General features: G+C 62.7%; 26 protein-coding genes and 5 pseudogenes. 17 read left to right on the forward strand and 14 right to left on the reverse strand.

Annotated features, from left to right (window positions below):
* Positions 1-98: 98 nt before the first annotated feature.
* Positions 99-284: pseudogene (locus tag ACW4PC_RS09885) on the forward strand (hypothetical protein); the annotation flags it as partial.
* Positions 285-413: 129 nt separating this feature from the next.
* Here the strand turns inward: ACW4PC_RS09885 and ACW4PC_RS09890 are convergent.
* The gene (locus ACW4PC_RS09890) at positions 414-1,427 is read right to left on the reverse strand and encodes an alcohol dehydrogenase catalytic domain-containing protein (protein WP_455873696.1); all 1,014 of its coding nucleotides are present in this window, start codon (positions 1,425-1,427) and stop codon (positions 414-416) included.
* A 108-nt stretch (positions 1,428-1,535) separates the two neighbouring features.
* Between ACW4PC_RS09890 and ACW4PC_RS09895 the strand changes: the two are divergent.
* A pseudogene (locus ACW4PC_RS09895) lies at positions 1,536-1,953 on the forward strand (winged helix-turn-helix transcriptional regulator).
* Positions 1,954-2,055: 102 nt separating this feature from the next.
* Here ACW4PC_RS09895 and ACW4PC_RS09900 read toward each other — a convergent pair.
* Together ACW4PC_RS09900 and ACW4PC_RS09905 are read right to left on the reverse strand one after the other, a co-directional pair.
* On the reverse strand, positions 2,056-2,220 hold the full coding sequence (locus ACW4PC_RS09900) for a hypothetical protein (RefSeq protein ID WP_455873697.1): 165 nt from the start codon (positions 2,218-2,220) through the stop codon (positions 2,056-2,058).
* Positions 2,221-2,308: 88 nt separating this feature from the next.
* Positions 2,309-2,494 (reverse strand): annotated as a pseudogene (locus tag ACW4PC_RS09905) (aldehyde dehydrogenase family protein); the annotation flags it as partial.
* Between the two features lie 165 nt (positions 2,495-2,659).
* Between ACW4PC_RS09905 and ACW4PC_RS09910 the strand changes: the two are divergent.
* Entirely contained in the window at positions 2,660-3,088 is a 429-nt protein-coding gene (locus ACW4PC_RS09910) for a hypothetical protein (RefSeq protein ID WP_455873698.1), read from the forward strand.
* Between the two features lie 605 nt (positions 3,089-3,693).
* On the opposite strand, the gene ACW4PC_RS09915 is transcribed toward ACW4PC_RS09910, so the two are convergent.
* Entirely contained in the window at positions 3,694-4,302 is a 609-nt protein-coding gene (locus ACW4PC_RS09915) for a hypothetical protein (RefSeq protein WP_455873699.1), read from the reverse strand.
* Positions 4,299-4,466, reverse strand: a complete 168-nt coding sequence (locus ACW4PC_RS09920) for a hypothetical protein (protein ID WP_455873700.1) — start codon at positions 4,464-4,466, stop codon at positions 4,299-4,301. Before ACW4PC_RS09920 ends, ACW4PC_RS09915 begins: the two co-directional genes overlap by 4 nt.
* A 400-nt stretch (positions 4,467-4,866) precedes the next feature.
* Between ACW4PC_RS09920 and ACW4PC_RS09925 the strand changes: the two genes are divergently transcribed.
* Positions 4,867-5,307, forward strand: a complete 441-nt coding sequence (locus tag ACW4PC_RS09925; protein ID WP_455873701.1) for a hypothetical protein — start codon at positions 4,867-4,869, stop codon at positions 5,305-5,307.
* Between the two features lie 147 nt (positions 5,308-5,454).
* Here the strand turns inward: ACW4PC_RS09925 and ACW4PC_RS09930 are convergent, their stop codons facing one another.
* On the reverse strand, positions 5,455-6,069 hold the full coding sequence (locus ACW4PC_RS09930) for an alcohol dehydrogenase catalytic domain-containing protein (RefSeq protein WP_455873702.1): 615 nt from the start codon (positions 6,067-6,069) through the stop codon (positions 5,455-5,457).
* 110 nt (positions 6,070-6,179) lie between these two features.
* Here ACW4PC_RS09930 and ACW4PC_RS09935 point away from each other — a divergent pair, with 110 nt between their 5' ends.
* Positions 6,180-6,755, forward strand: a complete 576-nt coding sequence (locus tag ACW4PC_RS09935) for a LysR family transcriptional regulator (protein WP_455873703.1) — start codon at positions 6,180-6,182, stop codon at positions 6,753-6,755.
* Positions 6,700-7,092 carry a substrate binding domain-containing protein gene (locus ACW4PC_RS09940; RefSeq protein ID WP_455873704.1) on the forward strand — a complete coding sequence of 131 codons (393 nt, stop codon included), beginning with the start codon at positions 6,700-6,702 and terminating at the stop codon, positions 7,090-7,092. The genes ACW4PC_RS09935 and ACW4PC_RS09940 overlap by 56 nt, the downstream gene beginning before the upstream one ends.
* Before the next feature lie 117 nt (positions 7,093-7,209).
* On the opposite strand, the gene ACW4PC_RS09945 is transcribed toward ACW4PC_RS09940, so the two are convergent.
* The gene (locus ACW4PC_RS09945) at positions 7,210-7,575 is read right to left on the reverse strand and encodes a hypothetical protein (protein ID WP_455873705.1); all 366 of its coding nucleotides are present in this window, start codon (positions 7,573-7,575) and stop codon (positions 7,210-7,212) included.
* A gap of 53 nt (positions 7,576-7,628) precedes the next feature.
* On the opposite strand from ACW4PC_RS09945, the gene ACW4PC_RS09950 reads away from it, so the two are divergent.
* The gene (locus tag ACW4PC_RS09950) at positions 7,629-7,754 is read left to right on the forward strand and encodes a hypothetical protein (RefSeq protein ID WP_280523751.1); all 126 of its coding nucleotides are present in this window, start codon (positions 7,629-7,631) and stop codon (positions 7,752-7,754) included.
* 173 nt (positions 7,755-7,927) lie between these two features.
* On the opposite strand, the gene ACW4PC_RS09955 is transcribed toward ACW4PC_RS09950, so the two are convergent.
* From ACW4PC_RS09955 to ACW4PC_RS09985, 7 genes and pseudogenes are all read right to left on the reverse strand, one after another.
* Positions 7,928-8,482 carry an MFS transporter gene (locus ACW4PC_RS09955; RefSeq protein WP_455874981.1) on the reverse strand — a complete coding sequence of 185 codons (555 nt, stop codon included), beginning with the start codon at positions 8,480-8,482 and terminating at the stop codon, positions 7,928-7,930.
* Between the two features lie 28 nt (positions 8,483-8,510).
* Positions 8,511-8,921: a hypothetical protein gene (locus tag ACW4PC_RS09960; RefSeq protein WP_455873706.1), complete on the reverse strand. Its 411-nt coding sequence runs from the start codon at positions 8,919-8,921 to the stop codon at positions 8,511-8,513.
* A 415-nt stretch (positions 8,922-9,336) separates the two neighbouring features.
* Positions 9,337-9,543 (reverse strand): hypothetical protein, encoded by a 207-nt coding sequence (locus tag ACW4PC_RS09965; protein ID WP_040115103.1) that lies wholly within the window; start codon positions 9,541-9,543, stop codon positions 9,337-9,339.
* A gap of 37 nt (positions 9,544-9,580) precedes the next feature.
* Positions 9,581-9,686, reverse strand: a pseudogene (locus tag ACW4PC_RS09970) (ArsR family transcriptional regulator); the annotation flags it as partial.
* Between the two features lie 225 nt (positions 9,687-9,911).
* Positions 9,912-10,649: an SDR family NAD(P)-dependent oxidoreductase gene (locus ACW4PC_RS09975; protein ID WP_040115101.1), complete on the reverse strand. Its 738-nt coding sequence runs from the start codon at positions 10,647-10,649 to the stop codon at positions 9,912-9,914.
* Positions 10,650-10,742: 93 nt separating this feature from the next.
* Positions 10,743-11,696 (reverse strand): zinc-binding dehydrogenase, encoded by a 954-nt coding sequence (locus ACW4PC_RS09980; protein ID WP_244914915.1) that lies wholly within the window; start codon positions 11,694-11,696, stop codon positions 10,743-10,745.
* A 68-nt stretch (positions 11,697-11,764) separates the two neighbouring features.
* Positions 11,765-12,421, reverse strand: coding sequence for an NADPH-dependent F420 reductase (locus ACW4PC_RS09985; protein ID WP_425375577.1), 657 nt, complete (start codon positions 12,419-12,421; stop codon positions 11,765-11,767).
* A 130-nt stretch (positions 12,422-12,551) separates the two neighbouring features.
* Between ACW4PC_RS09985 and ACW4PC_RS09990 the strand changes: the two genes are divergently transcribed.
* From ACW4PC_RS09990 to ACW4PC_RS10035, 10 genes and pseudogenes are all read left to right on the forward strand, one after another.
* On the forward strand, positions 12,552-13,481 hold the full coding sequence (locus tag ACW4PC_RS09990) for a LysR substrate-binding domain-containing protein (RefSeq protein WP_455873707.1): 930 nt from the start codon (positions 12,552-12,554) through the stop codon (positions 13,479-13,481).
* A gap of 380 nt (positions 13,482-13,861) precedes the next feature.
* On the forward strand, positions 13,862-14,707 hold the full coding sequence (locus ACW4PC_RS09995) for a pirin family protein (protein WP_455873708.1): 846 nt from the start codon (positions 13,862-13,864) through the stop codon (positions 14,705-14,707).
* A 35-nt stretch (positions 14,708-14,742) separates the two neighbouring features.
* Entirely contained in the window at positions 14,743-15,072 is a 330-nt protein-coding gene (locus ACW4PC_RS10000; protein WP_455873709.1) for an alcohol dehydrogenase catalytic domain-containing protein, read from the forward strand.
* A 52-nt stretch (positions 15,073-15,124) separates the two neighbouring features.
* Complete coding sequence (locus ACW4PC_RS10005; protein ID WP_455873710.1) at positions 15,125-15,700, forward strand: zinc-binding dehydrogenase; 576 nt, start codon at positions 15,125-15,127, stop codon at positions 15,698-15,700.
* A gap of 191 nt (positions 15,701-15,891) precedes the next feature.
* Complete coding sequence (locus tag ACW4PC_RS10010; protein ID WP_455873711.1) at positions 15,892-16,710, forward strand: LysR substrate-binding domain-containing protein; 819 nt, start codon at positions 15,892-15,894, stop codon at positions 16,708-16,710.
* A gap of 138 nt (positions 16,711-16,848) precedes the next feature.
* Positions 16,849-17,952 carry a Gfo/Idh/MocA family protein gene (locus tag ACW4PC_RS10015; RefSeq protein WP_100771280.1) on the forward strand — a complete coding sequence of 368 codons (1,104 nt, stop codon included), beginning with the start codon at positions 16,849-16,851 and terminating at the stop codon, positions 17,950-17,952.
* A 67-nt stretch (positions 17,953-18,019) separates the two neighbouring features.
* Positions 18,020-19,036 (forward strand): aldo/keto reductase, encoded by a 1,017-nt coding sequence (locus ACW4PC_RS10020; protein WP_100771282.1) that lies wholly within the window; start codon positions 18,020-18,022, stop codon positions 19,034-19,036.
* Positions 19,037-19,175: 139 nt separating this feature from the next.
* On the forward strand, positions 19,176-19,898 hold the full coding sequence (locus ACW4PC_RS10025; protein WP_455873712.1) for an alpha/beta fold hydrolase: 723 nt from the start codon (positions 19,176-19,178) through the stop codon (positions 19,896-19,898).
* Positions 19,899-20,060: 162 nt separating this feature from the next.
* Positions 20,061-20,837: pseudogene (locus ACW4PC_RS10030) on the forward strand (Gfo/Idh/MocA family protein); the annotation flags it as partial.
* A gap of 706 nt (positions 20,838-21,543) precedes the next feature.
* Positions 21,544-23,601 carry an ATP-binding response regulator gene (locus tag ACW4PC_RS10035; protein ID WP_455874982.1) on the forward strand — a complete coding sequence of 686 codons (2,058 nt, stop codon included), beginning with the start codon at positions 21,544-21,546 and terminating at the stop codon, positions 23,599-23,601.
* The last annotated feature ends 16 nt before the right edge of the window (positions 23,602-23,617 follow it).

The following is a 23,617-nucleotide window of genomic DNA, read 5'->3' on the forward strand; positions in this document are numbered from 1 at the left end:
CGTTTTTTCGAGAATCGAGAACCCATTGCCCTCCGTCCGTGGTTTTGGCTGACTGTAAAAACTGGATGAGGCGTTGCCCGGATTTCATCTTCGCCAGTCCGCCGATCGATTTCGCTCCCGACTGGACCAAGCACGGCCGCGCAGCACCCTTCAAGCGCAACGACGAGATGCTGGAAATCCTGCCCAAGGGCGTGATGCACTTCCCGGGCACCGGCATCAACGACAACCTCGCCGACAAGGCCAAGAAGCTGGGCATCCCGGTCTGGAAGTTCGGCGGCGCGTGAGCGCCGCCCTCAACAGCTACGGCAAGGTCTGGTGGCGAGCGGACAGCCGGATCCCGGGCGGCACGGGCGATAGCTGCCGTCCCGAAAATGATGGTATTTTGGGAGAATACCGCTGTCTTATCGATGTATCTATCGCGGCGTGGGGAGCTCGACAGTCTGGCCAACAACATCGATCGCCACCTTACCTCGAAGCCCACGGGAGCTTCCGCCTTCGAGCGGTTGATTGCGCTTTTCGCCTAGGCGAGCCAAAGGAAACACTGCGCCGATCACCGGCTTGATCAGACCGCGTTCGATAAGGTTTGTCAGCGCGTCGAGCTTGCCTCGGTTCTGACGGGTGAACACGAAATGGTAGGCGGCGTTCTTTCCCCAAGCCTCGATCAGGTTCTGCGGCTGTGCGATGTCGACGATGCTGACCAGCCGTCCGGCATCCGCGAGGGCGAGTGCGCTTCTGGTCAGGGTGTCGCCTCCGATGGTGTCGAATACGACATTCACCCCTTGCCCATGCGTCAGCTCCGCCACGGCTGAGACGTCGTCGTCGGAGGAGTGATCGATTACCTCGTCCGCTGCCGCGCCGAACGCGCCGAACTCATGGTTGCTTCGGCGCGCCGTCGTGATGACCCGCGCGCCCATCGCCTTGGCAAGCTGGATCGCCACCGTACCCACACCGCCGGCACCGCCGCCATGGATCAGAATGGTCTCGTGAACGGCAAGTTGGGCGCGGGTCACCAAAGCTTCCCAGACCGTCCCGACCAGCGACCAGACGTGGCAGCCTCCAGATGGTTGATGTTGTGCGGCTTGCGGGCGACCAGATCGACATCGGCAACGTGCTGCTCCGCATACGCAGCCGGGGCCGCCGAAGATTTTGGGCGTGTAGTAAACCTCGTCGCCTACGTCGAACTCACTCACATCCGCCCCCTTCTCCTCCACGACGCCGGAAACGTCGTGACCGATGATGGCGGGGAGCGGCACGTAGTCGGCGTAGTCGCCACGTCGGATCTGATAGTCCAGGGGATTAATGGCGGTGGCGTGAACGCGCACCCGGACCTGCCGAGGTCCGACGACCGGTACGGTAGCATCGCGCATCTCGAAAGCGTCGAAGCCACCGAACTTGGCGAGGACGATCGCCTTCATGGTGTCGGTCATGATCTTACCTTTCTCAAAATCAATGATGGTAAGAGCTTTAATAGTGGATACCCACATCATATGTAATACGCACAAAGATTGACCCTAGGTACACAAAAGGATACTGCTATGGTCAAGCGGCGCCACACGAGTCTGGATAGCAATCCCGGTTGCGCGGTAGAGGCGGCGATCAGTCTGATCGACGGAAAATGGAAATGCGTTGCGCTTTGGTATCTTCAGGAAAGGGGTACTGTCCGTTTCAACGAGTTGATGCGCTTGAATGTCCGGGGTCACGCAGAGGACCTTGACCAATCAGTTGCGCGAATTGGAAGCCGACGGACTGATCAATCGCGTAGTCCATGCTCAGGTACCACCCAAGGTCGAATACAGCTTGTCTGATCGGGGCCGGACATTCATACCGATCCTTCTATCCCTCTCAGCTTGGGGAGAAGCCAATATGGACCTGTTCCAGCAATCTAAGGCGGCGGCTTCGTCACTCCTCCCCAAGCTGCAAGTCCGTGCGATGGCACGGGCCGTCCATAAATGAAGGTTCAGCGGGATCCGCACGGCGCAGGATGCGGTCTTCCCGATGCGTCCGGTCGGTCTTCTTTCCCCGAAACCTGATGTGGACTGCCGGACCGACCGGGCTTCAGCGCGACATGTTTGTATTCGATGAAGTCCTCGATGCGCGGCGGCTCCGTTCAGCCTCCCGAGATCCGGATTGCTTGAATCCGCCCTCCTCGGTGCCGTCGTAGACCTTGGCCCAATCGTTGACGAAGACGCTGCCCGCCTCCAGCGCCTGCGCGACCCGCAACGCGCGGTCCAGGTCTCGCGTCCAGACAGCTGGCGGACAGGCCGTATTCGCTGTCGTTGGCCGAGCGCGACTGGCTTCCGGTCTCTTCGGAGAACCGCTGGCTGGTGAGGACGGGGCCGAAGGTTTCCTGCTGCACGACCGGGCAGGCTGTGTCGGCGACCTCGAGCAGCGGCCGGGCGGAAAGAACGCCCCTTTCGCCAGCGGGCCGTCGGTGATCGGGCCCGCCGCGGACGACCGCAGTTGGCTCCAGCGTTGACAGCGCGTCCTGGACCATCGTTGTCGACCCGGGCGACGTTGGGCTTGTCGATCAGTGGCCCCATGTCGCTTGCCGGGATCGGAGGCGGGCCCGACTCCGTACAGTCACGCAGCCGCCCGGCGAGGCCGATGGCGGACCGGTGTCGTAGACCGAACTTCCTGTACGAGCAGCCGCGAGCCCGTCATGCAGAACTGGCCGGCGAAGACGGTCAGGGCCTTTTCCAGCACGGGCAGCATGGCGTTCGATGTCGGCGTCGTCGAACACGATCATCGGACGCCTTGTCCACCGAATTCCAGCCCGAAGCGCTTCATCCGGCTGCGCCCCGACGGCGCCGATGGCAACGGCCGGTCTTGCGTGCTTCCCGTGAAGCTGATCGTCGGCACGTCGGGCGCTTTCGACAAGGAGCGCGGCGCCCATCCGATCCGCTCTCGACGAACATGTTCGATGACGCCGCCCGGCAGGTCCGTGGGTTCCGCGAGGGTCTCGGCCAGGACGCTGGCGATCTGGGCGGCCTGGCCGGGCATCTTGACGACGACCGCGCAGCCGGCGGCGAGTGCTGGGCGCGAAGGAGCGGACCGCCAGAATGATCAGGAGAGTTCCAGGGAACGATAATCCCCGCCACGCCCATCGGCTGGCGCAGGATCGATCGGAGAGGCTGCCCGGGCGTCGGTTGCAATGTCGCGCGCCCCGCCTCCGGTTCGCGCCATCGCCGCCCAGTAGCGCAGCTTGCTCGGGGCTGCCGTCGAGCCTCCAGCGCCGCCTCGCCCCGAGCCGTTTACCGTTCTCGAGCGAGAGGATGTCGATCAGGCGCTCGCGGTTCCGCTCGATCGCCGATGCCACCTGGTCGAGCACCCTTGGCATCGTAAGCTCGGCATCATGTCGCGCCAGGCCGTGCTTCGCGGAAGGCGCGGCTCGCGGCTTCGATGGCGGACCCGTGCGGCCGCGCCGCCATCGTCCGGATATTCGCCGATGCGTCTCGTAGGTCGCCGGATCGATGGAGCGGCCAAGCGCTCGGCCGACGAGACGAAGCGCGCCGTCGATCCAGTTATTTGCGGAATAACGTCGTCATCTGACTTGTCCTTTCTGATAGCTGCAAGGGCGCGACGAGATCCGGCTCCGCCGCTCGTGAGTGGCGACTCGTGCCGCTAGAGAGCCGCGGCTCGTGCTTGCGCCCGCCGCGATTCCGGGCTTCAGCGGGCACGGAGGGCGATCGGGGATCAGGTCAGGAACGGCGGCGCGATTTTCGCCGCGCAGGCGATAGTTGGGCCGCGGGCGTTCCAGGCGGATCGACTCCGAGCACGGTGTAGGCGTGGTACTTGGTCTGGGTGGTCACGCCGGCGAGCCGCTCGGACCAGAGCTGGCCGTTGCTGCTGCTGCTTCTCGAGGACGTATTTCGTGGCGTAGTTGGCCATCGAGTTGATCCAGTTCTCGGTGCCGGACGAACACTCTGTCCCAGCCGGCGCCGTCCAGGATGCTGATCGAGGGCATCCGACCGGCTGAGAACCGGTCGACGGCCGCCTGCGCGCCGTCGAGGACGTCCGGCGAAATACTCGATCGACGCCTGCGACCGTCTCTGGCGTGCCGTACTTCATGTGGTGGCCAGCCACGAGGAAGTCGAAGTCGATACTCGAGGAGCTGCTTCCTGGGCCTCGATACCAGCCGGTAATATTCTGCGATGCGTCGCAGTGCATGAAGGTGGCGCTGCCGGGGCTGACGATGTCGATGACGGTCAGCACCTTCTGCGCTGGCGCATAGATGAAGATGTTGCCGGGGCAGTGGTTCTCGCCCTTGTAGGACAGCTCGAGCGTCACGCCGCCGACCGTCAAGCAGTGTGTTCCTTGTCGAAGGTCAGGGTCGGGACCGGTCGGTTCGGATCGGGGAACCGCTCGAGCAGTTCCCTGGTGATGTCGTGCGCGACGATCTCGACGTCCGGCCCGAACACGGAGGCGGCGCCGATATGATCGGTGTGCCAGTGGCTGTAGATCGACATGCGTCACGGGCTTGTCGGTGACGTCCTCGATGGCCGCGAGCATGTTCTCGCCGATCGTCGGCGGGGCGTCGATGGCGATCGACGCCGTCGTCCGGTCACGACGAAGGCCGCGTCATAGCCTCCGCTGGTGACCCAGTAGAAGCCGCCGCGCAGCTCCTCGACATGGTAGCCGAGCCGCTGGAAGCGCTCGCGAGTGAGATAGTGACTCGGATAGTAGTCCCGGCGGGATCGGCCGGGTGCTCACCCGGCCTCGGGAAAGCCGTAATGGTCGATCGCGAAGAAGTTTGGCTCGGCGGATCGCTGGCATTGATCGGCTTTCTGGTGGTCGGTTGCACATGGATCCGCTCTCCATGATGTCTGACGATATCGGAAGTAAAGCGGGTACGCTACGCGGCGTCGCGTGGCGTCGAACGCGGAGGACGGCCTTGATGACGCGCCCGGCGGCGACGTCGTCGAACGCCTGGTTGATGTCGGCGAAGTCGTAGAAGGTGAGCAGGCGGTCGAAGGGGAACCGGCCCGTTGCGGTAGAGGCCGACCAGTTCGGGGATCATCAGCGCCGGACACGGCATCGCCCTGGATGATACCCGATGGAGGCGTCTGCCCGACCGTCGAGCCGGGATGCGTCGACCACCGCGCCCGAATGGGCGTTGAAGGCGACGAAGCCGAAACTGCCCCATCGGCGCGAGGGCGCCTAACTGCCGGCGTCGAGGTTGGCGGCTTCGGCCGCTGGTGTCGAGGACGTACTCGACGCCGCGCGGCGCGAGCTGTCCCGGATCGCCGACGCAACATCCAGCTTGGCTCGACGCGGGTTGACGGCAGTGGGTCGCGCCGAGGTCCCTAGCGAGCTCCAGGCGTTCGGCATTCGACGTCGATGGCGATGACCGTCGGCCGCGTCGGCGACCTTTGCGGCCATGATCGCGCGCCAGCGCCGACTGCGCCCTGCGCCGAAGACGGCGACACGTGGCGCCGACCGGCACCTTGAGCGCCTTCAGGATCGGAGCCGGCGCCGGTCTGGAAGCCGCAGCCGAGCGGCCCCAGGAGTCTCAAGCGGCACGTCGTCCGGGCACCTTGACGGTGTTGCGCGGGTGCGCGAGCGCATAGGTGGCGAACGAGGATTGGCCGAAGAAATGGGCGTGGAGCGTCTGTCCGCGCCGTTCCCCGTCGACGCCGATGGTGCCATCGAGCCTGGCAGCCGGCGAAAGTTGGCCTCCCAGACGTGGTCGCAGTAGGCGGCGTGGGACAGACAGGCAGGGTTTGCAGTGGCCGCAGGAGTGGTAGGAAAGAACGACATGGTCGCCGGGCTTGAGGTGCGGTGACGCGACGTCCGAGTACGCACGACGATGCCGGCGCCCTCGTGGCCGAGGATCGCCGGCAGTGGCGTCGGCATGAGCTGTTGCCGGACATGGGCATCGGTCGCGCAGATCCCCGTCGCGACCATGCGGACGAGCGCCTGGTCTGGCCGGGGCGCTTCAACTGTCACATCCTGCATCACGAAGGGTGCATCCTTTTTCTCGACCACCGCTGCGCGAGCACGGGTGGTCGTGCTCTGCCCATGCGGATCGCGGGGAATATTCGCTGCTTCAGAGTTTCGCGAACTTGTCATCGGCGGCCTCCAGGGAGTTCGATTGCAAGGGAGGCGGGATGTGTGTTTCCGCAGCCCTTTCCTCGAAAATACCGATCCTGTAGTGTTGCAGTAGCCGCCAAGGTAGAAACGTGGAGTTGCTGATGCCGGAACCCGGGCCCGTTGATTTGTTGGACGTGATTGCATTCATCCGAGTGGTGGAGACCGGAAGCATTGCCAATGCTGCAGCGCGCCTCGGCATCGTCAAATCTATCGTGAGCCGACGCGTCAGTCGGCTCGAGGCCGTTCTTGGTGCTCAGTTGCTGACCCGCACGCCGAGGGGCACGAGGTTAACCGATATTGGTCGCGAATATCATGCGCATGCGGCCGCAGGCCTATTGCAACTGGAATCGGCGCAGGAGGTCGTCAGCAAGTCGACCAGCGAGATTTCCGGCCAACTGCGAATTCAGGTTCCGGCAGCCTTCGGCGAGTTTCTGCTAGCTCCGCTGCTGGCGGAATTCGCGCTACTTTATCCGCTTATCCAGTTCGATGTTCGCTTTACCGATCGTCAAGTGGATATGGTCGCCGAGGCGTACGATCTTGCGATCTGGCCCGGCGCTGTTCCGGATTCGATTCTTCATCACCCGCAAGTTTGCGAAGGTTCGCTGGGCAGTGGTAGCCAGCCCGTCCTACCTCGATGCGCGCGGACGCCCTGCGGTCCCCGCTGACCTGGCGGCGCACGACACCATCCTCTACGCGCTGGATTCCGGCCGTTGGCGCTTTCAGGGCCGCGAAGGCTCGGGGCACGTGCGCACCAGCTCCCGGTTCTGCACCGATAACGGGCAGATGCTCCTGGCCGCCGCGCGTGCAGGTCTGGGGATTGTACTTCTTCCACTGTTCATGGTTGAAGGCCTTCTGGAGCGAGGTGAACTCGAAGCGGTCCTGCCCGATTTCCCGCACGAAGGGGGTGATCTGCAGATATTCATGCCGCCCGCGCGGGCCGGTATCGCGCGTGTGCGGGCATTGGTGGATTTCCTCTACGAGAAGTTCGACCGGGAAATCTAAGTCGTTCGCGGGTCAGGCAATCTCCAGGCCGCCAGAACCAGCAGGGCACCACCAATCGCCATCGCGGCCAGTGCGGTAGTAACACCTCGGCCAGGGCGTGGCGGCTGCCAGCCACCATCACTCGATGCACCATGAGGGCCGCCCGCGGCCGCGGGCTGATCGACTGTGTTGGCGCTGCGCTGAAATCCGCAGTTCCGCCATCTTCCGCCGGATGCGTAAAGCGAGGATAACCGCCAGATATGCCGTCGTGAGCGCCGCCAGTGCGGCTGCGAGGCGGTGCGCATCGGATTGTGCCGTGAGCGGAGCATCGCCAGCTGCCAAGCGCCCGTCCATGTAGCTTCCCAGGAGCGCAGGTCCGGCAAGCGCGCCGAGTGCGTTCACGACGCCAAACAGCGCGATGAAGCTGATCAATTCCCTGCTGCCGTACTGACGTGGGTTGGTGATGCCGAGCAGCAGCCGGACCCAGGAAGAAGGTCCCAGCAAACGCGGTCCCCGCCTGCGACACATAGAAGCGCGACAGATCAAGCGAATTCGCAGTGGTGCTCTCGCCAAGGGCCGCGATCGCCACGATCCCGATGGCCAGCATCATCGGCCGCGCAACCTTCTCGACGTTCATCGAGAAGGCGCTGGCGAGGACGCCGCAGGCGGCGCGGTCAACATGATCGCCGAAAGCGTGAAAAGTTCACGCGTCGTGCCGCCGAGCGACCGCACCGTAGCCCTTGCGACATCCTGTTCGGCCAAAACGATCCGCGCCAGGAAAACGGCCACAGCGAACCGCGCGACCTCGCCGCGTCCAAGCCAGCGCAAATTGAGCAGCGGCGTCGTACGACGGGTCTTAATCGCGCCAGCTGTCAGCAAGGCTGCGATGGCGACGATGAGCGAAATAATTATCCACGGCGCCTGGAGCCATCCTTCCCAGCGGCCTAGTCCCAGCATCGCCGCGACCGACGCCAGCCCACCGCCCATCAGCACGAAGGTAAGCAGGTCGAGCGGCCAGGAAGACCCGATCTCGCTCGGCCTGCGGCAGACGCAGCAGCTCCACGGCAGCGAACGACAGCAGGGCCAGACCGGCTTCGAACAGGAAAAGCGAACGCCATCCCTGGCTGGCGAGCAATAATGGCGAGAGGAGCCGTGCCAACGGAACTGCGCACTGCGTCACGCCGATGCCGAGCACCAGTCCTCGCAAACGCCATCTCTCGGGAAAGGCCTGCATCATATGGAAGAGGCAAAGTGGGATCAGCGCGACGGGGATGAACCCGCTGGCGGCGCGCAGCAACAATACGGTGCCGCGGTCTGAAACTAGAAGTTGATCGATCGCGAGTGCAGCGTAGAGGCCGAGCGAAGTCAGGGCGAAGCGGCCAAAGCAGACGTCCGGCCCGACCTGACCTATCGACCAAGATCAGCCCGAAGTGGCCATTTCATCGAGCCGGCGCACGTTCCCCAGGCTGAACCGTCAGATAGCTGGTTGGAGTATGGCTGGTGACCACAGCCGGCCCCTCCGGTTCTCCTGGATCGTAAAACAGACGATTGACCGAGTCATAGAGCAGGAAATGGTCCCCATCAACGTGGACCACGGCCACACCTTGAATATCACTCCATTCGCTGGTTCTTATCGGCGCGCCGATAGGCCAGCCGAGGGACCTCAACACCCGGCAGACGTCATCCCACCTCGTATAGTGGACTGACCTCTCGCCCGAATCCACCATGGCCGCGACCTGATCATAGGTCATGCCAGTGAGCATTTGCAGGACGCGAACTCCACAGCCGTCATCCCTTGGCAATTGTGAGTGAAAGGGAAATCGAACTTGGCCGGGCTGGCGCAGCGACATGGTTGAACTCCTTGAGATTCACCAGTCTCGGCATATTGGGCAGCAAAGCAAGGTGGCAACGCCAACCTTGGCCGCTAGGGCAAGACGCTTCGGCGTATGTAGCGATAGGTCTGCTCTCTGGAGGCCTCGAAACTGAACTAGAACCTTGTCGGCGGCGGGCAATTGGTGGAGCGTAGCTGGTGAAGAATCGCGAGATTTTATTTCTGTCCTGTCGTGCTCCATGCGTCTATTCAAAATCACTATTGCCGCCTTCATCATTCTTTGTTTTCGGTAGCCACCGCCCAATCGACGCGGCAGCAATTTACCGTGCCAACGCCGAGTGGGAGATTTTGGTCGAGAGCTTCGGGAACTGCGCAAACGCAACCGGTCCGGCAGTTCTGATCTTGAGCGGCAGCAGGGGCTTTGCAGCGCCCGTTTATGACGAATTCGGGCAGAAGTTCCGGGCGGCGCGTGGGGATCCTTGCCTTGCCGGTTCCAGCAGCATGTCGAGGTTGGTGTAGAAATAGGCCGCGCGGTTGATGGCGGCCGGAACGGCGCTCGCCTCCGCCAGCCGCTCGGACTCGTAGAGCACCGTGAGATCGCCGATGCCGTCGCCCTCCATTGCGCCATAGGTCGATTGCATCAGGATTTTTTCGAGACCGGAATCCTTAAGCGTGCCCCTCGATCCATGCCGCCTCTTCCTCCAGTCCGAGCAGGCCGAGCTTGCAGGTCCGCACCCGGCCGAGCGTTCTCCGTGGTGACGAGCCCCGTCTCCTCCAGGATGCCGCGTAGGGTGGCGTCCGAAAGAGGCATCGAGGCGGGCCGCCGCTGTGGCTTGCTTCCCCGCGCGACGGGCCGGTCCGCTCCTGAAAGACACGCGACCTGGACGCCGTTCGAACACGCTATTTGATCATGGTGCAAAGTGGAATGAGAGTGGGGAGCTAGTAGGTGGTAGTATCTAGTTAGCTCCCACTCTCCTATCTTACAAGTCACGGACCCGCTGGCGTGTGTTTAGGTCAGCGTGCCGCCATCAACGGTCAGGATGGTTCCGGTGATTTGTCGGGCCGCACCAGATGCGAGGAATGCTACCGCAGCCGCGACATCCTCCGGCTCGCCGTACCGGCCGAGCGGAATTAGGGCACGCTGGAAATCTCCAAACTCGCCCTCGGCCGGGTTCATTTCCGTGTTGGTTGATCCCGGCTGAATGAGGTTGACAGTGATGTCACGGGGGCCAAGTTCCCGCGCCAGACCGCGGGTAAATGATTGAAGTGCCGATTTGGTCATTGAATAAACCGTCGACGGTCCGACAATGCGTTCTGCGCCTGCGGAGCCGATTGTGACGATCCGGCCACCTTTGCCAAGATACGGCATCGCGGCTTGCGATGCCAGGATCGGTGAGCGAGCGTTGACAGCAAAAAGGGCGTCGATCTCGGCGAGGGTGAAGTCCGCCACATCCTTATAGATCGCGATAGCCGCGTTGTTCACCAATATGTCGAGGCCGCCCAATGCCTGCGCCGCTTGATCAACCGACCGCTTGACCGCCTCGGGGTCCATACTATCAGCCTGGATAGCCACCGCCTTGCGCCCTTTGCCTTCGATCGTCGCGACAACTTGCGCTGCCCGATCAGCGGCGCGTTCGTACGTGATCGCAACGTCGGCGCCTTTTTCGGCCAGAGCGATCGCTATCGCGGCGCCAATGCCGCGGGACGCGCCAGTCACCAGCGCACGTTTACCTGCTAGTTCACTCATCGATCATTCCTTTCGTTATCGACAGGGGAAATGTTCGCCCGGCCGAATTGCGGAGGGCGTCCGTGCGGCTTGCCGCCGTACGATTATTTTCGGTTACGCGATCAGGACCGGCAGACCGCTCAAGCGGCGGTTGTCCATGTCGTCATGCGCTCGGGCTATCTCATCGAACGGATAGCGTGTGGTTTCGAGATCATCGAAAATTCCTGAGCGCAGCGCATCCCATAGCTGGGAAGTTGCGATCTCGACTGCCGGTCCCCGGACATATTGAGGGGTACCACCGCTGCGGACATCTACCCCCCGTCGCACAAGATCGGGGGCCGGCGCTGGCTGACCCGACGCGGCTCCCATCGCGGCAATCACTCCACCATCACGGACGCTTGACACGCCAAGCGCGAAGGTCGCCCGGCCGACCAAATCATAGACGACGTCGACACCGTCAGGTGCGATCGCACGGATCTTGGCGGCGATATCTGGCTCGCCAGCGCGGAGGGCATGGGTGGCACCGGCCGCGACCTTGTCGAACTTATCCGGCGATCCGGCGACGCCGATCACGGTTGCGCCCAGCGACTTTGCCCAGCGAGACAGGATAGCGCCCACGCTTCCCGATGCCCCAAGTACCAGCACCGTGTCGGCGGATTTGAGATCGTGGAGACCACGCATCCCCATCCAGGCCGTCCCACCCTTCGCCAGGAAGGTCGCCGCAGTCTCGTTCGAGATATCGGCGGGCAGCCGGATGAGCGGCGCGGTCGGAATAATCCTCTCGGTGGCATATGCGCCTTCCGAAAAGAAGTAAGCGACCCGGTCGCCGACCGACAGCCCTTCGACGCCGGATCCGACTTCGGTAATCGTCCCGGCCGCTTCAAAACCGGGGACCGCCGGCAACGCCATCGGATATTGGCCTTTTCGTATCATCGTATCGACGAAGTTGAGGCCGATCGCATCTTGAATGAGCCTGACCTCGCCGGCACGAGGCGCGCGCAGGTCTTTCTCGATGACTTGCAAGACCGACGGTCCGCCGGCCGACTGCATTTGAATGAACCTTGTCACGATATTGTCTCCGGGTTTGAGATGGCGCGCGGCGCTTCCGATCGCAGACGGATGGAGCGCAGCGAAGTTCAGTCGAACTTAACGAGGTTGAGAGCGGGTAGCGGGCCGCCCGGGAACTGAACCAGCTGGCTGCCGACCGCAAGCCCGCCGAGATCGATCCCGAAGAAGCCGATGCGATCAATGATGGCGGCGACCTCAGCCTTCGCCCTCATATCGTCGCCCGAGTAAAACAGGACGCGCCTGCCTCCTTCCGAGTGGGGGTCGCCCGACAGTTGCTTTGGCGTCAGGTGGTTGAACGCCTTGACGACGCGCGCGCCGGGCACAAGGGCGGTGAAAATATCCGTAGAGGTGCGGCCGCCAAGGTCCGCCGGCCTGTAAAGCGGCGCTTCGATGGAGTTGTTGGCGTCGATTACGATCCTGTCGTCGAAGTTCAAACCGGCGAGCGCGCCAGGTATCTTTGACCACGGGACTGCCACGAGAACGATGGCTTGCGCCGCGGCCTCTTGGACGCTTCCAGCCCGGATTGTGCTGCCAAGCTTTGAAACAAGCGCCGTGAGGCTCTCCGGTCCTCGGCTGTTTGCGATCACGGCTTCGATTCCTGCCTTGCCGAGCGCAGTGGCAAATGCGCCCCCTATATTGCCGGCTCCGATAATTCCAACGGTCATGACCCACTCCTTTACGGTTCGTGAGAATTCTGTCTGCGACGGTCGGTTTTCCCGCTGCATCCTGGGCCTGTGCGGTTGGCGTTGCAGAAAACCGGTGCTGCTGTTGACTGGAATATGGCTGGCAAATACATGCAGCATAAGTCATAGATGAATTGTTTTAGTTTCAATCAACGTTTGAAGGTTACGTTTTATGGAGACACTGGCAAACCTCGAAGCGTTCGTTCGAAGCGCAGAAGCGAGCAGCTTTTCCGGGGCTGCACGGCGTCTCTCGATCACACCGGCAGCAGTCAGCCGGAATGTTGCAATGCTGGAACGGAACCTCGGTATACGGCTGTTTCACCGCTCAACGCGGAAGTTGACCTTGACCGAGGCGGGGGAGTTGTTTCTGGCAAGCATCGGCGACAGCCTGAACCACCTTCAGGGGGCAATCGACGGGGCATCACAAACGAAGGGTGAGCCTGTCGGCGTTCTGAAGCTCAGCATGAGTTTAACGTTCGCTATGGGATACGTTCTTCCCGCACTGCCCGACTTTCTGGCCCGTTATCCGGGCGTCAGACCTGACTGGCATTTCGACAGCCGCAAGGTCGATCTTATCGCCGAGGGTTTCGACGCCGCGATCGGCGGTGGTTTTGAACTCAATCCGGGCATCGTTTCCACGACGCTCGCACCGGTTCACGTTATCGCGGTCGCATCGCCTGGCTATTTCGCTGGACGTCGCCGGCCGACTAGCCCCGCCGATCTGGCCGATCATGCCGGAATACTGATGCGGTCCTCGAATTCGGGCCGGATTAGGCAATGGATGATGCGCGACGCCCAAGGGCGCGAAGAGCGCGCGCTGCTCAACGAAACGATCGTGATGAGCGACGCCGCGCCCATGGCGCAGGCGGCGATCGCGGGGTTGGGCATAGCATTGCTGGCCGTACCCGATGTGCTGGAGCATATGGAAAGTGGTGCGCTCGAACGTATCCTTCCGAAGTGGTATGCCGATGCCGGATCTATCTCGCTCTACTATTCAGGCCGCGTGCTCCAACCGCTGAAAACCCGCGCTTTCATTGACTTCTACACTGAATATTTCCGTAGTGAGCGTCTTAGCGCCCGATTTGCAGGCAGCCTCAGATAGCGTCCACGCGTCCTTGTCATATTCTGGCCAGGATCGTTCGCCTTTCCAGGCAAAAGAGCCACAATCCTCGACCATTGCACATCGTTCAACTGATATCGCTTCGCAGCCATTCTCAGACACCATGCCAACAAAACACGGTGTCCTATGAATCAGCCATCAGGTGATTAGCGAATCCTGAATGTCGCTTGGTCCTAGTCGATCGGTTGCACTTCTTCACGCATCTTTGGGTTCCTCGTTGCGCAACACTGGGTTCTCGAACCCCTATCTTGATCGAGGCCGGTCCGATCCGAGATGATTGGCGATGATGCCGAGGTGGCGCCGATCGCGGCGAACTCGGTCCCAAGTTACGAGAAGGACCAGAATTATGCTGCAGAGATCGATTGACCGCGTCACAAGCATACCCTCCACTCGGCCCGGGCTTCGACGGCGAGCGGCACAAGGCCGCATTAGTGATCGCGCCCGGCGACCTTGCCTCGACCGATCCGTTCTTCCTGATGGCCGACGACAACATCACACTGGAGGGACGTTTCGGCGATGCACATCCCCATGCCGGCCTCGAAACCGTAACCTTCATGCTCAAAGGCACGATGGAGGATACCGGCGGCCGGCTGGAGGAAGGCGATGTGGAGTGGATGACGGCGGGCAGCGGCATCGTCCACTCGGAGAATGCGATGGTCTCGACGGGGATGCGTCTGTTCCAGCTCTGGCTGATCCTGCCGGAAGCGCAGCGCAACATGCCCCCGCGGGTGCAGGTCCTGCGCCGTGCCGATATGCCGGTGCACGCTGAGCCGGGAGTCACGGCGATAGTCTACAGCGGCCAGCTAAAGGATGCAGCGGCACCGACCTTGAACGTGGTGCCTGTCACGCTGATCGACATCCATCTGGAAGCTGGAGCTGCCTTCGCGCCGCAACTGCCGGCTTCCTACAACACTTTCGTCGTGACGATCGACGGCGAGGTGAAGGCCGGCGCCACCGGCGCACCGCTCGCCACAGGTTCGGTGGGCTGGACGTCGCCCATCGGTGAAGGCGTGAGTTCGCTCACGCTGCGCGCAGGCGATAGCGGCGCGCGGGTGCTACTGTACGCCGGGCTGCCGCAGAGCATCGACGTCGTCGCGCAAGGGCCGTTCATCGCGGGGTCTCGGGACGAACTTGCAGGCTACTACGCCGCCTATCGCCACGGGAAATTTCCGCACGCCGGCACGATGCGACCGGTCGCCCACGCGTGAAGATCGTTGTCCGGCAACATCCGAGGGAAATGGTTATGGCCAGAAAAGTCGAAATGCAGTCGATCGGCACGCCCGCCGTCCTCAAGATCGTCGAGACGGACGTCGGATCACCCGGGACGGGTCAGGTACGACTTGTCCAGGATGCTATCGGCATCAACTATGTCGACGTGATGGTGCGCACGGGGCACTTCCCGATGCGCCTGCCCGCCACGCCGGGCTTCGAGGCGGCGGGCGTGATCGACGCTGTCGGACCGGGCGTGAAGGGGTTCGAACGGGGCGACCGCGCCGCTTATTTCTTCGTCGAGGGGGCCTATGCCACCGCGTCACTGAAACCCGCGAGAGAATCTGGTTCGGCTGCCCCATGACATCTCCAACGAGGTCGCGGCAACGTTCCTGGCGAAGGGCCTGACCGCGTGGATGGGGTTGTATGCGCTGCACCGGATCACCGCCGGCGAAGTCATCCTCGTGCTCGGCGCATCGGGCAGTGTCGGTTCAATTCTTTCGCGTTGGGCACGAGCGCTCGGCGCGACGGTGATCGGCGTGGCCGGGACGGATGAGAAGCTCGCCAAAGTCGAGGCGGGCGCGACCCACGCGTTCCTCGCAAGCGACCCGGAGCTGTCCACCAAGATCCGCGCGATCGCGCAGGCCGGTGTCGATGTGGTCTATGACTTTGTCGGGAAAGCGACCTTTCCAGTGGTCGTTGCCGCCGTGCGCGATGGCGGCGTGATCGCAGCGATCGGCGCTGCGTCGGGGCAGCCTACGGCAGCGACCGATCGGATCGCGTCGCGCGGCATCCAGATCCGTGCCGGCGGAACCCCGCAGTATGTGCATGGCGGAACCGTCGCGGGCGCTACGGAACAGCTCTGGGATGCCGTCCGGGGAGATCTTTTCAGCGACCTCGAAGCCGTCCGCTATCGCTTCGACCAGATCGGTGCAGCGCACGCCGACATGGAGAGCCGGCGACTGACGGGTCTTCCCGTCTTGACCGTCTGACGGGCAGCGCCATGCTTGTCGCTGATAACACATTCGAATATATATCCACATGATGGATTTGCACGGCATCGACCTAAACTTGCTCGTGGCGCTCGACGCGTTGATCGCCGAGCGAAACGTCACGCGTGCCGGCCAACGTATCGGACGCACGCAACCAGCAATGAGCGCCGCCCTCAGTCGGTCTGCGGGGATTGCTGCGGGACGAATTGTTCGTCAGGGGACCCAACGGCCTCCAGCCCACGCCACGCGCGCTGGAATTGGCGGAGCCGATCTCGCTGGCACTGCGCAACATTCAGCAAACGCTGGAATTCACCCAAGAGTTCGATCCATCTGCTGCGGCGATGACGTTCTCGCTGGGGCTCTCGGGGCATACCGAAAGCGTGGTTCTTCCGCCTCTGATCCGGATCCTCGCCGACCGGGCGCCGTTCGTTGACCTTCGGGTTCGCGACTATGGGAGCCGGGACGAGGCCACGCGCATGCTGGACGCCGGCGAGGTTGACATGGCGGTCGGAATTCCGCCGGTCGAGACCGGCCGAATCCTGAGCGCCCGTTTGTTTCAGGATCGCTTCGTGTGCATCCTGCGCAGAGACCATCCTGCGGCAAACCAGCCGTTCGACATGGAACAGTTTCTGGCAATGCCACACATCCTGGTCTCGCCGGAGAACGAAGGGCTGGACGTGGCCGACGCCGCGCTCGCCACCAAGGGCCTGAAGCGCCGGGTCGCAGTCACGGTTCAGCATATGGCGAGCGCGCCGGAACTCGTCGCCGCTTCCAACATGGTGGCAACCGTTCTCGAGAGCGTCGTCAGGCGATCGGGTTGTTCGGAGCAGCTCACGGTGCGGGACTTTCCGCTGCGGCTGAATCCCGTTCCGTTCGTCCTGAACTGGCATCGCCGCAATGACGCGCATCCGGCACAGCGCTGGCTCCGCAGCTGCCTTACCGGCGCCTTCCCGCACGTGTGGCAAGGCTCTGAACAGGTCTGCGCCGACCTCCGACTGCAATATTACTGAGGCAGGCCTCACGGCTAGTCATCCATGCGATGGATGATGATGCATATCACATATCGATTTCAAGATATCGATCCCGCCCGTTTAAATGCCCGGCGACAGCGCCAATGAGCGCTCGAATATCAATGCGGGAGCATAATCATGACAGACAGGAAGTTTCGTGTCGGGATCATCGGCGCGGATACGCAGGCGAGCTGGGCTGGCGCATCACACGTCCCGGCGCTTGCGGCGCAGCCATCGCTGGTGCTGGCAGGCGTGGCTACACGCCGGGAAGATAGCGCGAGGGCTGCGGCCGAGGCGTTCGGCGCCGAACGTTGGTACGCCGATCCCTATGAGCTCATTCGCGACGACGGCATCGACGTCGTAACCGTCGCCGTGAAGGTTCCGGCGCACTATGACCTGGTAATGGCAGCGCTGAAAGCGGGCAAGGCGGTCTATTCAGAGTCACCGCTCGGATCGACCTTAGCGGAAACCGAGGCAATGGCAGCCGCGTCCAAGTCGCTTCATACCGCGATCGGATTGCAGGGCCGCCACAATCCGGCTGTGCGCCGCGCCGCGGAGCTGGTCACTTCCGGCAAGCTTGGGCGTCTTCTGTCGGCCCGCGTCGACGCGACGACGTTCGGTTACGGGCCCCAGACGACGAGCAATTATGACTATTTCAACAAGGCCGCGTCGGGCGCGAGTTTCATGACGATCACGAGCGCCCATGTCCTCGACGTGATCGAAGCGGTTCTGGGCAACATCACCGAGGTCGACGCTCGCGTCGCGCTCCTCTGGCCGGAGATCGAGGTCGTCGATACCAGGGAGATTTCGGCCCGCGAGATCCCGGACCATCTCGACCTGATCGCCAAGACAGCGTGCGGAGCGCCGGTGTCGGTCCAGGTGCTCGCCGGCGTTCCGGCCGGAGACGCACGCTTCACTTTCGAGATTCGGGGAAGCGACGGGCGGCTGACCCTGACCGGCAATCACCTCGCCGGCGCACAGGTCGGCGATCTCAGCCTCACGGCGACCGTCGCAGTCACACCACCCGACGCACCGATCGCGACAGGTGTCGGCCCGACCGCCGCGGACTTCTGGGCAGGCGCTGCGATCAACGTCGGGGAAGTCTACGCCTCGCTCGCGCGTGACCTGATCGCAGGCACTTACAAGACGCCGGGATTCGATCACGCGCTTCGCAACAGCCGCTTGGTTGCTGCGGTGGAGCGCGCAGCCCGAACGGGCGAGCGGCAGCGCGATCTCGGCTGACCTGATCATTAAACGGGACCCGGCGTCACGTTCTACGCGCCGGGCCATCAAGACAAGGAGATGTGGTATGCGATTGCGCAAGCTTGGCAGCAGCGGACTGTTCGTGTCCGAGCTCTGCTTCGGTGCGATGACCTTCGGTGGATCGGACGGTCTGTGGGGACAGGTCGGAAAACTGGGGCAGGACGATGCGGATACGCTGATCGGCGCCGCGCTGGATGCGGGCGTCAACCTCTTCGATACGGCCAACATCTATGCGCATGGCCGAAGCGAGGAGATCCTGGGTCGATCGCTCAAAAATTTGGGTGTGGCGCGGGACGATGTAGTTGTTGCGACGAAGGTGGCGTCGTCCATGGGCGATGGACCGAACCGAGGCGGCGCGTCTCGGCTTCACATCCTGAGCGAGTGCCGCGCCAGTCTGCGCCGGTTGGGGCTCGACCATATCGATCTCTACCAGATTCATGCCTTCGACCCGGCGACCCCGATGGAGGAAACGCTGGAGGCGCTCGACACCCTGGTTCGTGCAGGCGATGTCCGCTACATCGGGCTTTCAAACTGGGCCGCCTGGCAGATCATGAAGGCGATCGGCATTACGCGCGCGCTAAATCTGGCGCCGATCACCTCGCTGCAGGCTTATTACACGCTCGTCGGCCGGGACGTGGAGCGCGAGATCGTGCCACTCCTCGCCTCCGAGCAGGTGGGTTTGATGGTATGGAGCCCGCTCGCCGGCGGCTATCTGACCGGAAAGTACGCCGACGGCGGACATCCCGAAGGCGCGCGGCAGACCGAGCTCGACTTCCCGCCGATCGACCGCGTCCGGGGTGAGCCGCTGATCCGCGTCCTCAAGGACGTTGCCTGCAAGCATGATCGCAGTTCCGCGCAGGTCGCGATCGCGTGGCTCCTCAAACAACCGGTGGTGTCGACCGTCATCATCGGCGCCAAACGGGTCGAGCAGCTGCGCGAAAACGTTCAGGCCACAGAGGTCCAGCTTGACCCGGACGACATGGCACGACTCGATTCCGCCAGCCACCTGCCGATCGAGTATCCGGGCTGGCTTCTGAATGCGCCGAGCAATCGCGGTTCGTAATCATTACCTGATCATTGCAGGATATATGGCCGTCGTTCGCCTGGGTTCCTCAAACTGCAACCCCATGTTCCATGTCTGCCAGCTACTGCAACGCGATAGAGGCGATTATCTTCCACACATCGCTCACAAGGAGATATTCATGCCGGCAGTCCTCGTTCACGGTGTTCCTGACACCCATCGCCTTTGGGATCCCGTTCGCTCACATCTGGCGCGCACCGATATCGTCGCGCTTGATCTCCCGGGCTTTGGCACGCCGCTGCCGTCAGGCTTCGCCTCGACCAAGGAGGAGTATCTCGACTGGTTGATCAAGCAGGTCGAGCAGATCGGCGAACCCGTGGACCTGGTCGGTCATGACTGGGGCTGCCTGCTGACAGGGCGCCTCGCGTCGGTCCGCCCCGATCTGGTGCGAACCTGGACCGGAATCAGCGGGCCCATCGATCCAGAATACCCATGGCACTATCTCGCCAAGATCTGGCAGACGCCAGGTGAAGGCGAGCAATGGATGAAGGACCTCGACCTCGAGGAATTTGCGGCGAAGCTCGTCGAGGCGCAGATGCCGCGAGATGCAGCGGATGAATTGGTTCGGCATCTCGATGCCACTATGCGGGCAAGCATTCTCGCACTTTACCGTTCCGCAATCGAGGTCGGCGCGGAGTGGAAGCCGGGTTTGAGCAGCATGACCGCGCCAGCGCTGGTGATCTGGGGCCTGGACGATCCGTTTTTGCCGCACCGCTTCGCCGACGAGCTCGGCAATGCCACACGCGCACACGCCGTCGTGAAGCTGCGCAGCTCACATTGGCCGATGATAGAGCGTCCGGCCGATGTCGCGCGCGAACTCGAGGCCCATTGGACTCACGTTTAATTACCTGCGTTTGCCTTACTTGGGCTCAAACCCACGCAGCCGCAACGCGAACGGCAATGATTGGTCACCCGCTATGCGCCCAAGCATTTGTCCGGAAACGAAACCATGGTGAAGCAGCACGGCGAGCATTGCCCGGGTTGCACCAGACAGGAGCACGCCTACATGACAAATTCAGCAAACACCCGGATCGGCGTTGGCATCGTCGGCGCCAGTGCTGATCGAGGCTGGGGCGGAATTGCTCACGCCCCGGCGCTGCGGGCGCTCGATGCGTTCCAGATCCGCGCTGTCAGCACGACTCGTATGGAGAGTGCGAACGCGACCGCTAGCCGACTAGGCGCCGATCTTGCCTTTGACACACACCAGGCGCTGGTCCTGCGGCCGGAGGTCGACTTGGTGGTGGTTGCGGTTAAGGTGCCGGAGCACAAGCAGATCGTTTCTGACGCGCTCGCCGCGGGCAAGATGGTCTATTGCGAATGGCCGCTCGCGCGAAACCTATCGGAAGCCGAAGCGCTAGGGGGGCTTGCCCGCGAACGGCAGCTCAAGACGGTCATCGGGTTGCAGGGCGGCCTGCACCCGCCGATCCGCTACCTTCGCGACCTCGTCCGGCAGGGCGTGATCGGCATGCCGCTCAGTACGAGCATCCGAGCGCATTTGGCCGACGCCATGTGGCTCGGCCGATATGACCCGCCGTTCGAGTACATGGCTCGCGCAGAGAATGGCGCCACGCTTCTAAGCATCATGCTCGGCCACGCGCTCCAACCGCTCGCGCACGTACTCGGCGCATTTGAGAGCCTGTCTGCCGTCGTCGCCAATCAGCGAGGCGACGGCGTCCGCCTCTCGGATGGCACGTCCCTCCCGAAGGACGCGCCGGACGAGATCGTCGTCGCCGGCGTTCTCGAAGGCGGGATCGTCACTTCGCTGCACTACAGTGCCGGGCAGTCCGCCGGCTCGGCGATGGTGTGGGAGATCCAGGGCACCGAAGGCAGTCTGCGCGTCGAGACGGCATCGGGCTACATCCACTTCGGCGATGTGACCATCACTTTGCGCCGCGGCAGCGAGCTTGTCCAGCGCTACAGGTCCCGCCCGCATATGCGGCTCCCGACCTGCAACTCGACGCACCCGCGGCTGGTGTCGCCCGCCTCTACGCCCAGTTCGCCGCCGACCTCCGCGATGGAACCGCCGATGCGCCGGACTTCGCGGTCGCGCTCGATCGTCACCGGGTGCTCGAGGCGATCACACAGGCCGCTGAAACGGGTCATCGCCAGCATCTGTCCCACTCAGCGTAGCCAACTCCGATCTCTGAAACCCGGGAAGCGCCCTGATCCGCCCCGCCGTCGCCCATCCTACGCGCCCGACCGTAAGGCCGAGCGACCGTGTGAGCACCCTGCCGGCTTTCGCGGTACGCTCCAGGTCGACGGCCATGGCGGCTGCGGCGAAGATCGTCATCTCAGCTTTCCGTCGAAGCCCCCAGATACGTGTCAAATCTGGGCAAATTCAGGGAAAATGCGGCGTATCGGTATTAGAAAGCTACGACTTCGGTGGCAAGAGGGGCTCTTCGCGGATTAAGGCGCACCTGCCGGCTTTGCGGGAGCGCTCGCATCGGAGGATACTTCTGGTCGAGGACGAGGTGGAGTTCGCCAAAGCAATGCGCGGCGCCCTCGAACGCGATCGCTGCGTGGTCGACTGGGTGACCAGCACTTCGCTTGCCAGTGAAGCATCCCGGTCGCACCTGCACGAGCTCGTTCTGCTTGATCGTACACTCCCTGACGGCGACGGCCTCAGCCTTATTCCGCAGCTGCGGGCAGACAATCCGGGCGTGCCGATCATCGTCTTAAGCGCCCGTGGGGAGTTGACCGACCGAGTAGCCGGGCTCGACGATGGTGCCGACGATTACCTGGTGAAGCCTTTCGACCTGGCGGAAATGCTTGCTCGCATCCGGGCCGTGCAGCGCCGCCCGAGCGAACTTGCACCAGACGAGATCGTCGTCGGTGACCTCGTATTCGACATGGCCTTTGGCGAAGCACGGGTTCACGGAACGCAGTTGGTACTGCAAAGGCGTGAAGTTGCAGTACTCACTGCGTTGATTCGGCGTCGCGGGCGCGTTGTCCTGCGCGAGACGATCGAGGAAGCAGTCTACGGCTTCGACGACGCTATCCAGTCGAACACACTCGATTCCCACATCTCACGCTTGCGTCGAAAATTCAGCGAAGCTGGTGCCGGCGTCGAGATTCATACGAGTCAGAGGAGTGGGCTATTTGCTCAGGGCACAGGATTGAAGCGCTGTCAGCCATCATTGAAGACGCGCCTCGTTGCAAGGCAGCTGATCCTCCAGTTTCTGACGGTCGCGGCCGCCGCCATCGGCTTCATTATCTTTTTCGTAAATTCGTCTCTTGACGGGATGTATGTCGAGGAGGCCGTCGTAAAAGTCGCGGCAAACTCAATCGTTCGGGATGCGGCTGGAGCACCAATAGTGGAAGTGACGCCCGAGCTGGCGAAGCTTCGGAGGAGTCGCCCGGATCTCTGGTTCGCGGCCCGGCTTAGCGACGACAGTGTGGTTGCCTTCGGCCAGGTGCCGGCGGAGTACGCTCCTCTCGTTCCCCACCTCGACAAACTGTCTTCGGCAGACATGCGCGGGCAGTTCGATCCCTTTACCCTTTCCGCCCTCGTTCGACGGGAATCCGGCCCCGCTGGCGATATGAAGATCATTGCGCATGGTCGGGTCCAACCCTTCACAGCGCTCATCACAATAGCATCCAATCTCGTAGCGACTGCCGTTTTCCTCGCCCTGGCTCTCGTCTCCGTCGTCGTGACGCCAATGATCATCACGCGTGCCTTGGCCGGCGTCATAAAGACTGCGGAGGAAGCAGAGCGGATCGACGCCGGGCGCCGCGGCCTCCGTCTCTCGGAAGACAAGGTTCCACGGGAGATCGGCCCGCTCGTCCGCGCTGTCAATGAAGCTTTCGACCGTCTCGATGAAGGTTATGATCGCCAGAACCGCTTCATCGCGTCGGCCGCTCATGAACTGCGTACGCCGATCGCTATTTTGAGAATGAAGATCGACACCGCGAGCGACAAAGGCCTGCGGTCGCTCTTGCCGGACATATCACGGCTTGCGACGCTATCCGAACAACTGCTTGATCTTCATCGATTGGACAATGGCGCGCCGAGTGACCGGATCGACCTGGTCGCGCTCGCCCGTAGTGTCGCGGCGGATCTGACGCCAGTGCTGATCGCGGCGGGCAAGACCATCGAGGTGTTTGTTCAACAGCCCGGAATGATCATGGGCAATACCGGTTCGATAGAACGCGCGCTCACAAATCTCATCCAGAATGCTGTCGAGCATGGCGGGGACGAGGTGATCGTGCGGGTCAACGGCCCCTCCGTGGAAGTGGAGGATAACGGGCCCGGCATACCGGGAGAGGAACACGAGCGGGTGCTTGAACCCTTTCATCGGCTACGGCCGCGTTCTTCCGGTGCTGGCTTGGGTCTCAACCTGGTCAAACAGGTCGTGGATCACCATAGCGGCCGCATCACGATGCGCAGAGTCCCCCAGCGGTGGGGCGATCGTACGATTAGCGTTCACTGCGGTGTCGTGACCGCGGCCGAGCCAATGTTGCCGCAATGTTCCCTGCGCATCTACATGGACGGAGCGCTCTGCCGGGCTGCCTGCATCCATATTCGCGGTCGTGCGCGTTTGCAGTGAGCTGTGGTTGTGCCGC

Source organism: Rhizobium yanglingense (assembly GCF_977109285.1).

Bases quoted from the DNA above. Each gene is read 5' to 3' on its own strand.
- ACW4PC_RS09890 (WP_455873696.1), bottom strand. From the start codon at position 1,427: ATGACCGACACCATGAAGGCGATCGTCCTCGCCAAGTTCGGTGGCTTC.
- ACW4PC_RS09910 (WP_455873698.1), top strand. From the start codon at position 2,660: ATGCAGAACTGGCCGGCGAAGACGGTCAGGGCCTTTTCCAGCACGGGC.
- ACW4PC_RS09920 (WP_455873700.1), bottom strand. From the start codon at position 4,466: ATGTCGATCTACAGCCACTGGCACACCGATCATATCGGCGCCGCCTCC.
- ACW4PC_RS09930 (WP_455873702.1), bottom strand. From the start codon at position 6,069: ATGACAAGTTCGCGAAACTCTGAAGCAGCGAATATTCCCCGCGATCCG.
- ACW4PC_RS09960 (WP_455873706.1), bottom strand. From the start codon at position 8,921: ATGTCGCTGCGCCAGCCCGGCCAAGTTCGATTTCCCTTTCACTCACAA.
- ACW4PC_RS09965 (WP_040115103.1), bottom strand. From the start codon at position 9,543: ATGCAATCGACCTATGGCGCAATGGAGGGCGACGGCATCGGCGATCTC.
- ACW4PC_RS09975 (WP_040115101.1), bottom strand. From the start codon at position 10,649: ATGAGTGAACTAGCAGGTAAACGTGCGCTGGTGACTGGCGCGTCCCGC.
- ACW4PC_RS09985 (WP_425375577.1), bottom strand. From the start codon at position 12,421: ATGCAGCGGGAAAACCGACCGTCGCAGACAGAATTCTCACGAACCGTA.
- ACW4PC_RS09990 (WP_455873707.1), top strand. From the start codon at position 12,552: ATGGAGACACTGGCAAACCTCGAAGCGTTCGTTCGAAGCGCAGAAGCG.
- ACW4PC_RS10000 (WP_455873709.1), top strand. From the start codon at position 14,743: ATGGCCAGAAAAGTCGAAATGCAGTCGATCGGCACGCCCGCCGTCCTC.
- ACW4PC_RS10005 (WP_455873710.1), top strand. From the start codon at position 15,125: ATGGGGTTGTATGCGCTGCACCGGATCACCGCCGGCGAAGTCATCCTC.
- ACW4PC_RS10015 (WP_100771280.1), top strand. From the start codon at position 16,849: ATGACAGACAGGAAGTTTCGTGTCGGGATCATCGGCGCGGATACGCAG.
- ACW4PC_RS10020 (WP_100771282.1), top strand. From the start codon at position 18,020: ATGCGATTGCGCAAGCTTGGCAGCAGCGGACTGTTCGTGTCCGAGCTC.
- ACW4PC_RS10025 (WP_455873712.1), top strand. From the start codon at position 19,176: ATGCCGGCAGTCCTCGTTCACGGTGTTCCTGACACCCATCGCCTTTGG.
- ACW4PC_RS10035 (WP_455874982.1), top strand. From the start codon at position 21,544: ATGCGCGGCGCCCTCGAACGCGATCGCTGCGTGGTCGACTGGGTGACC.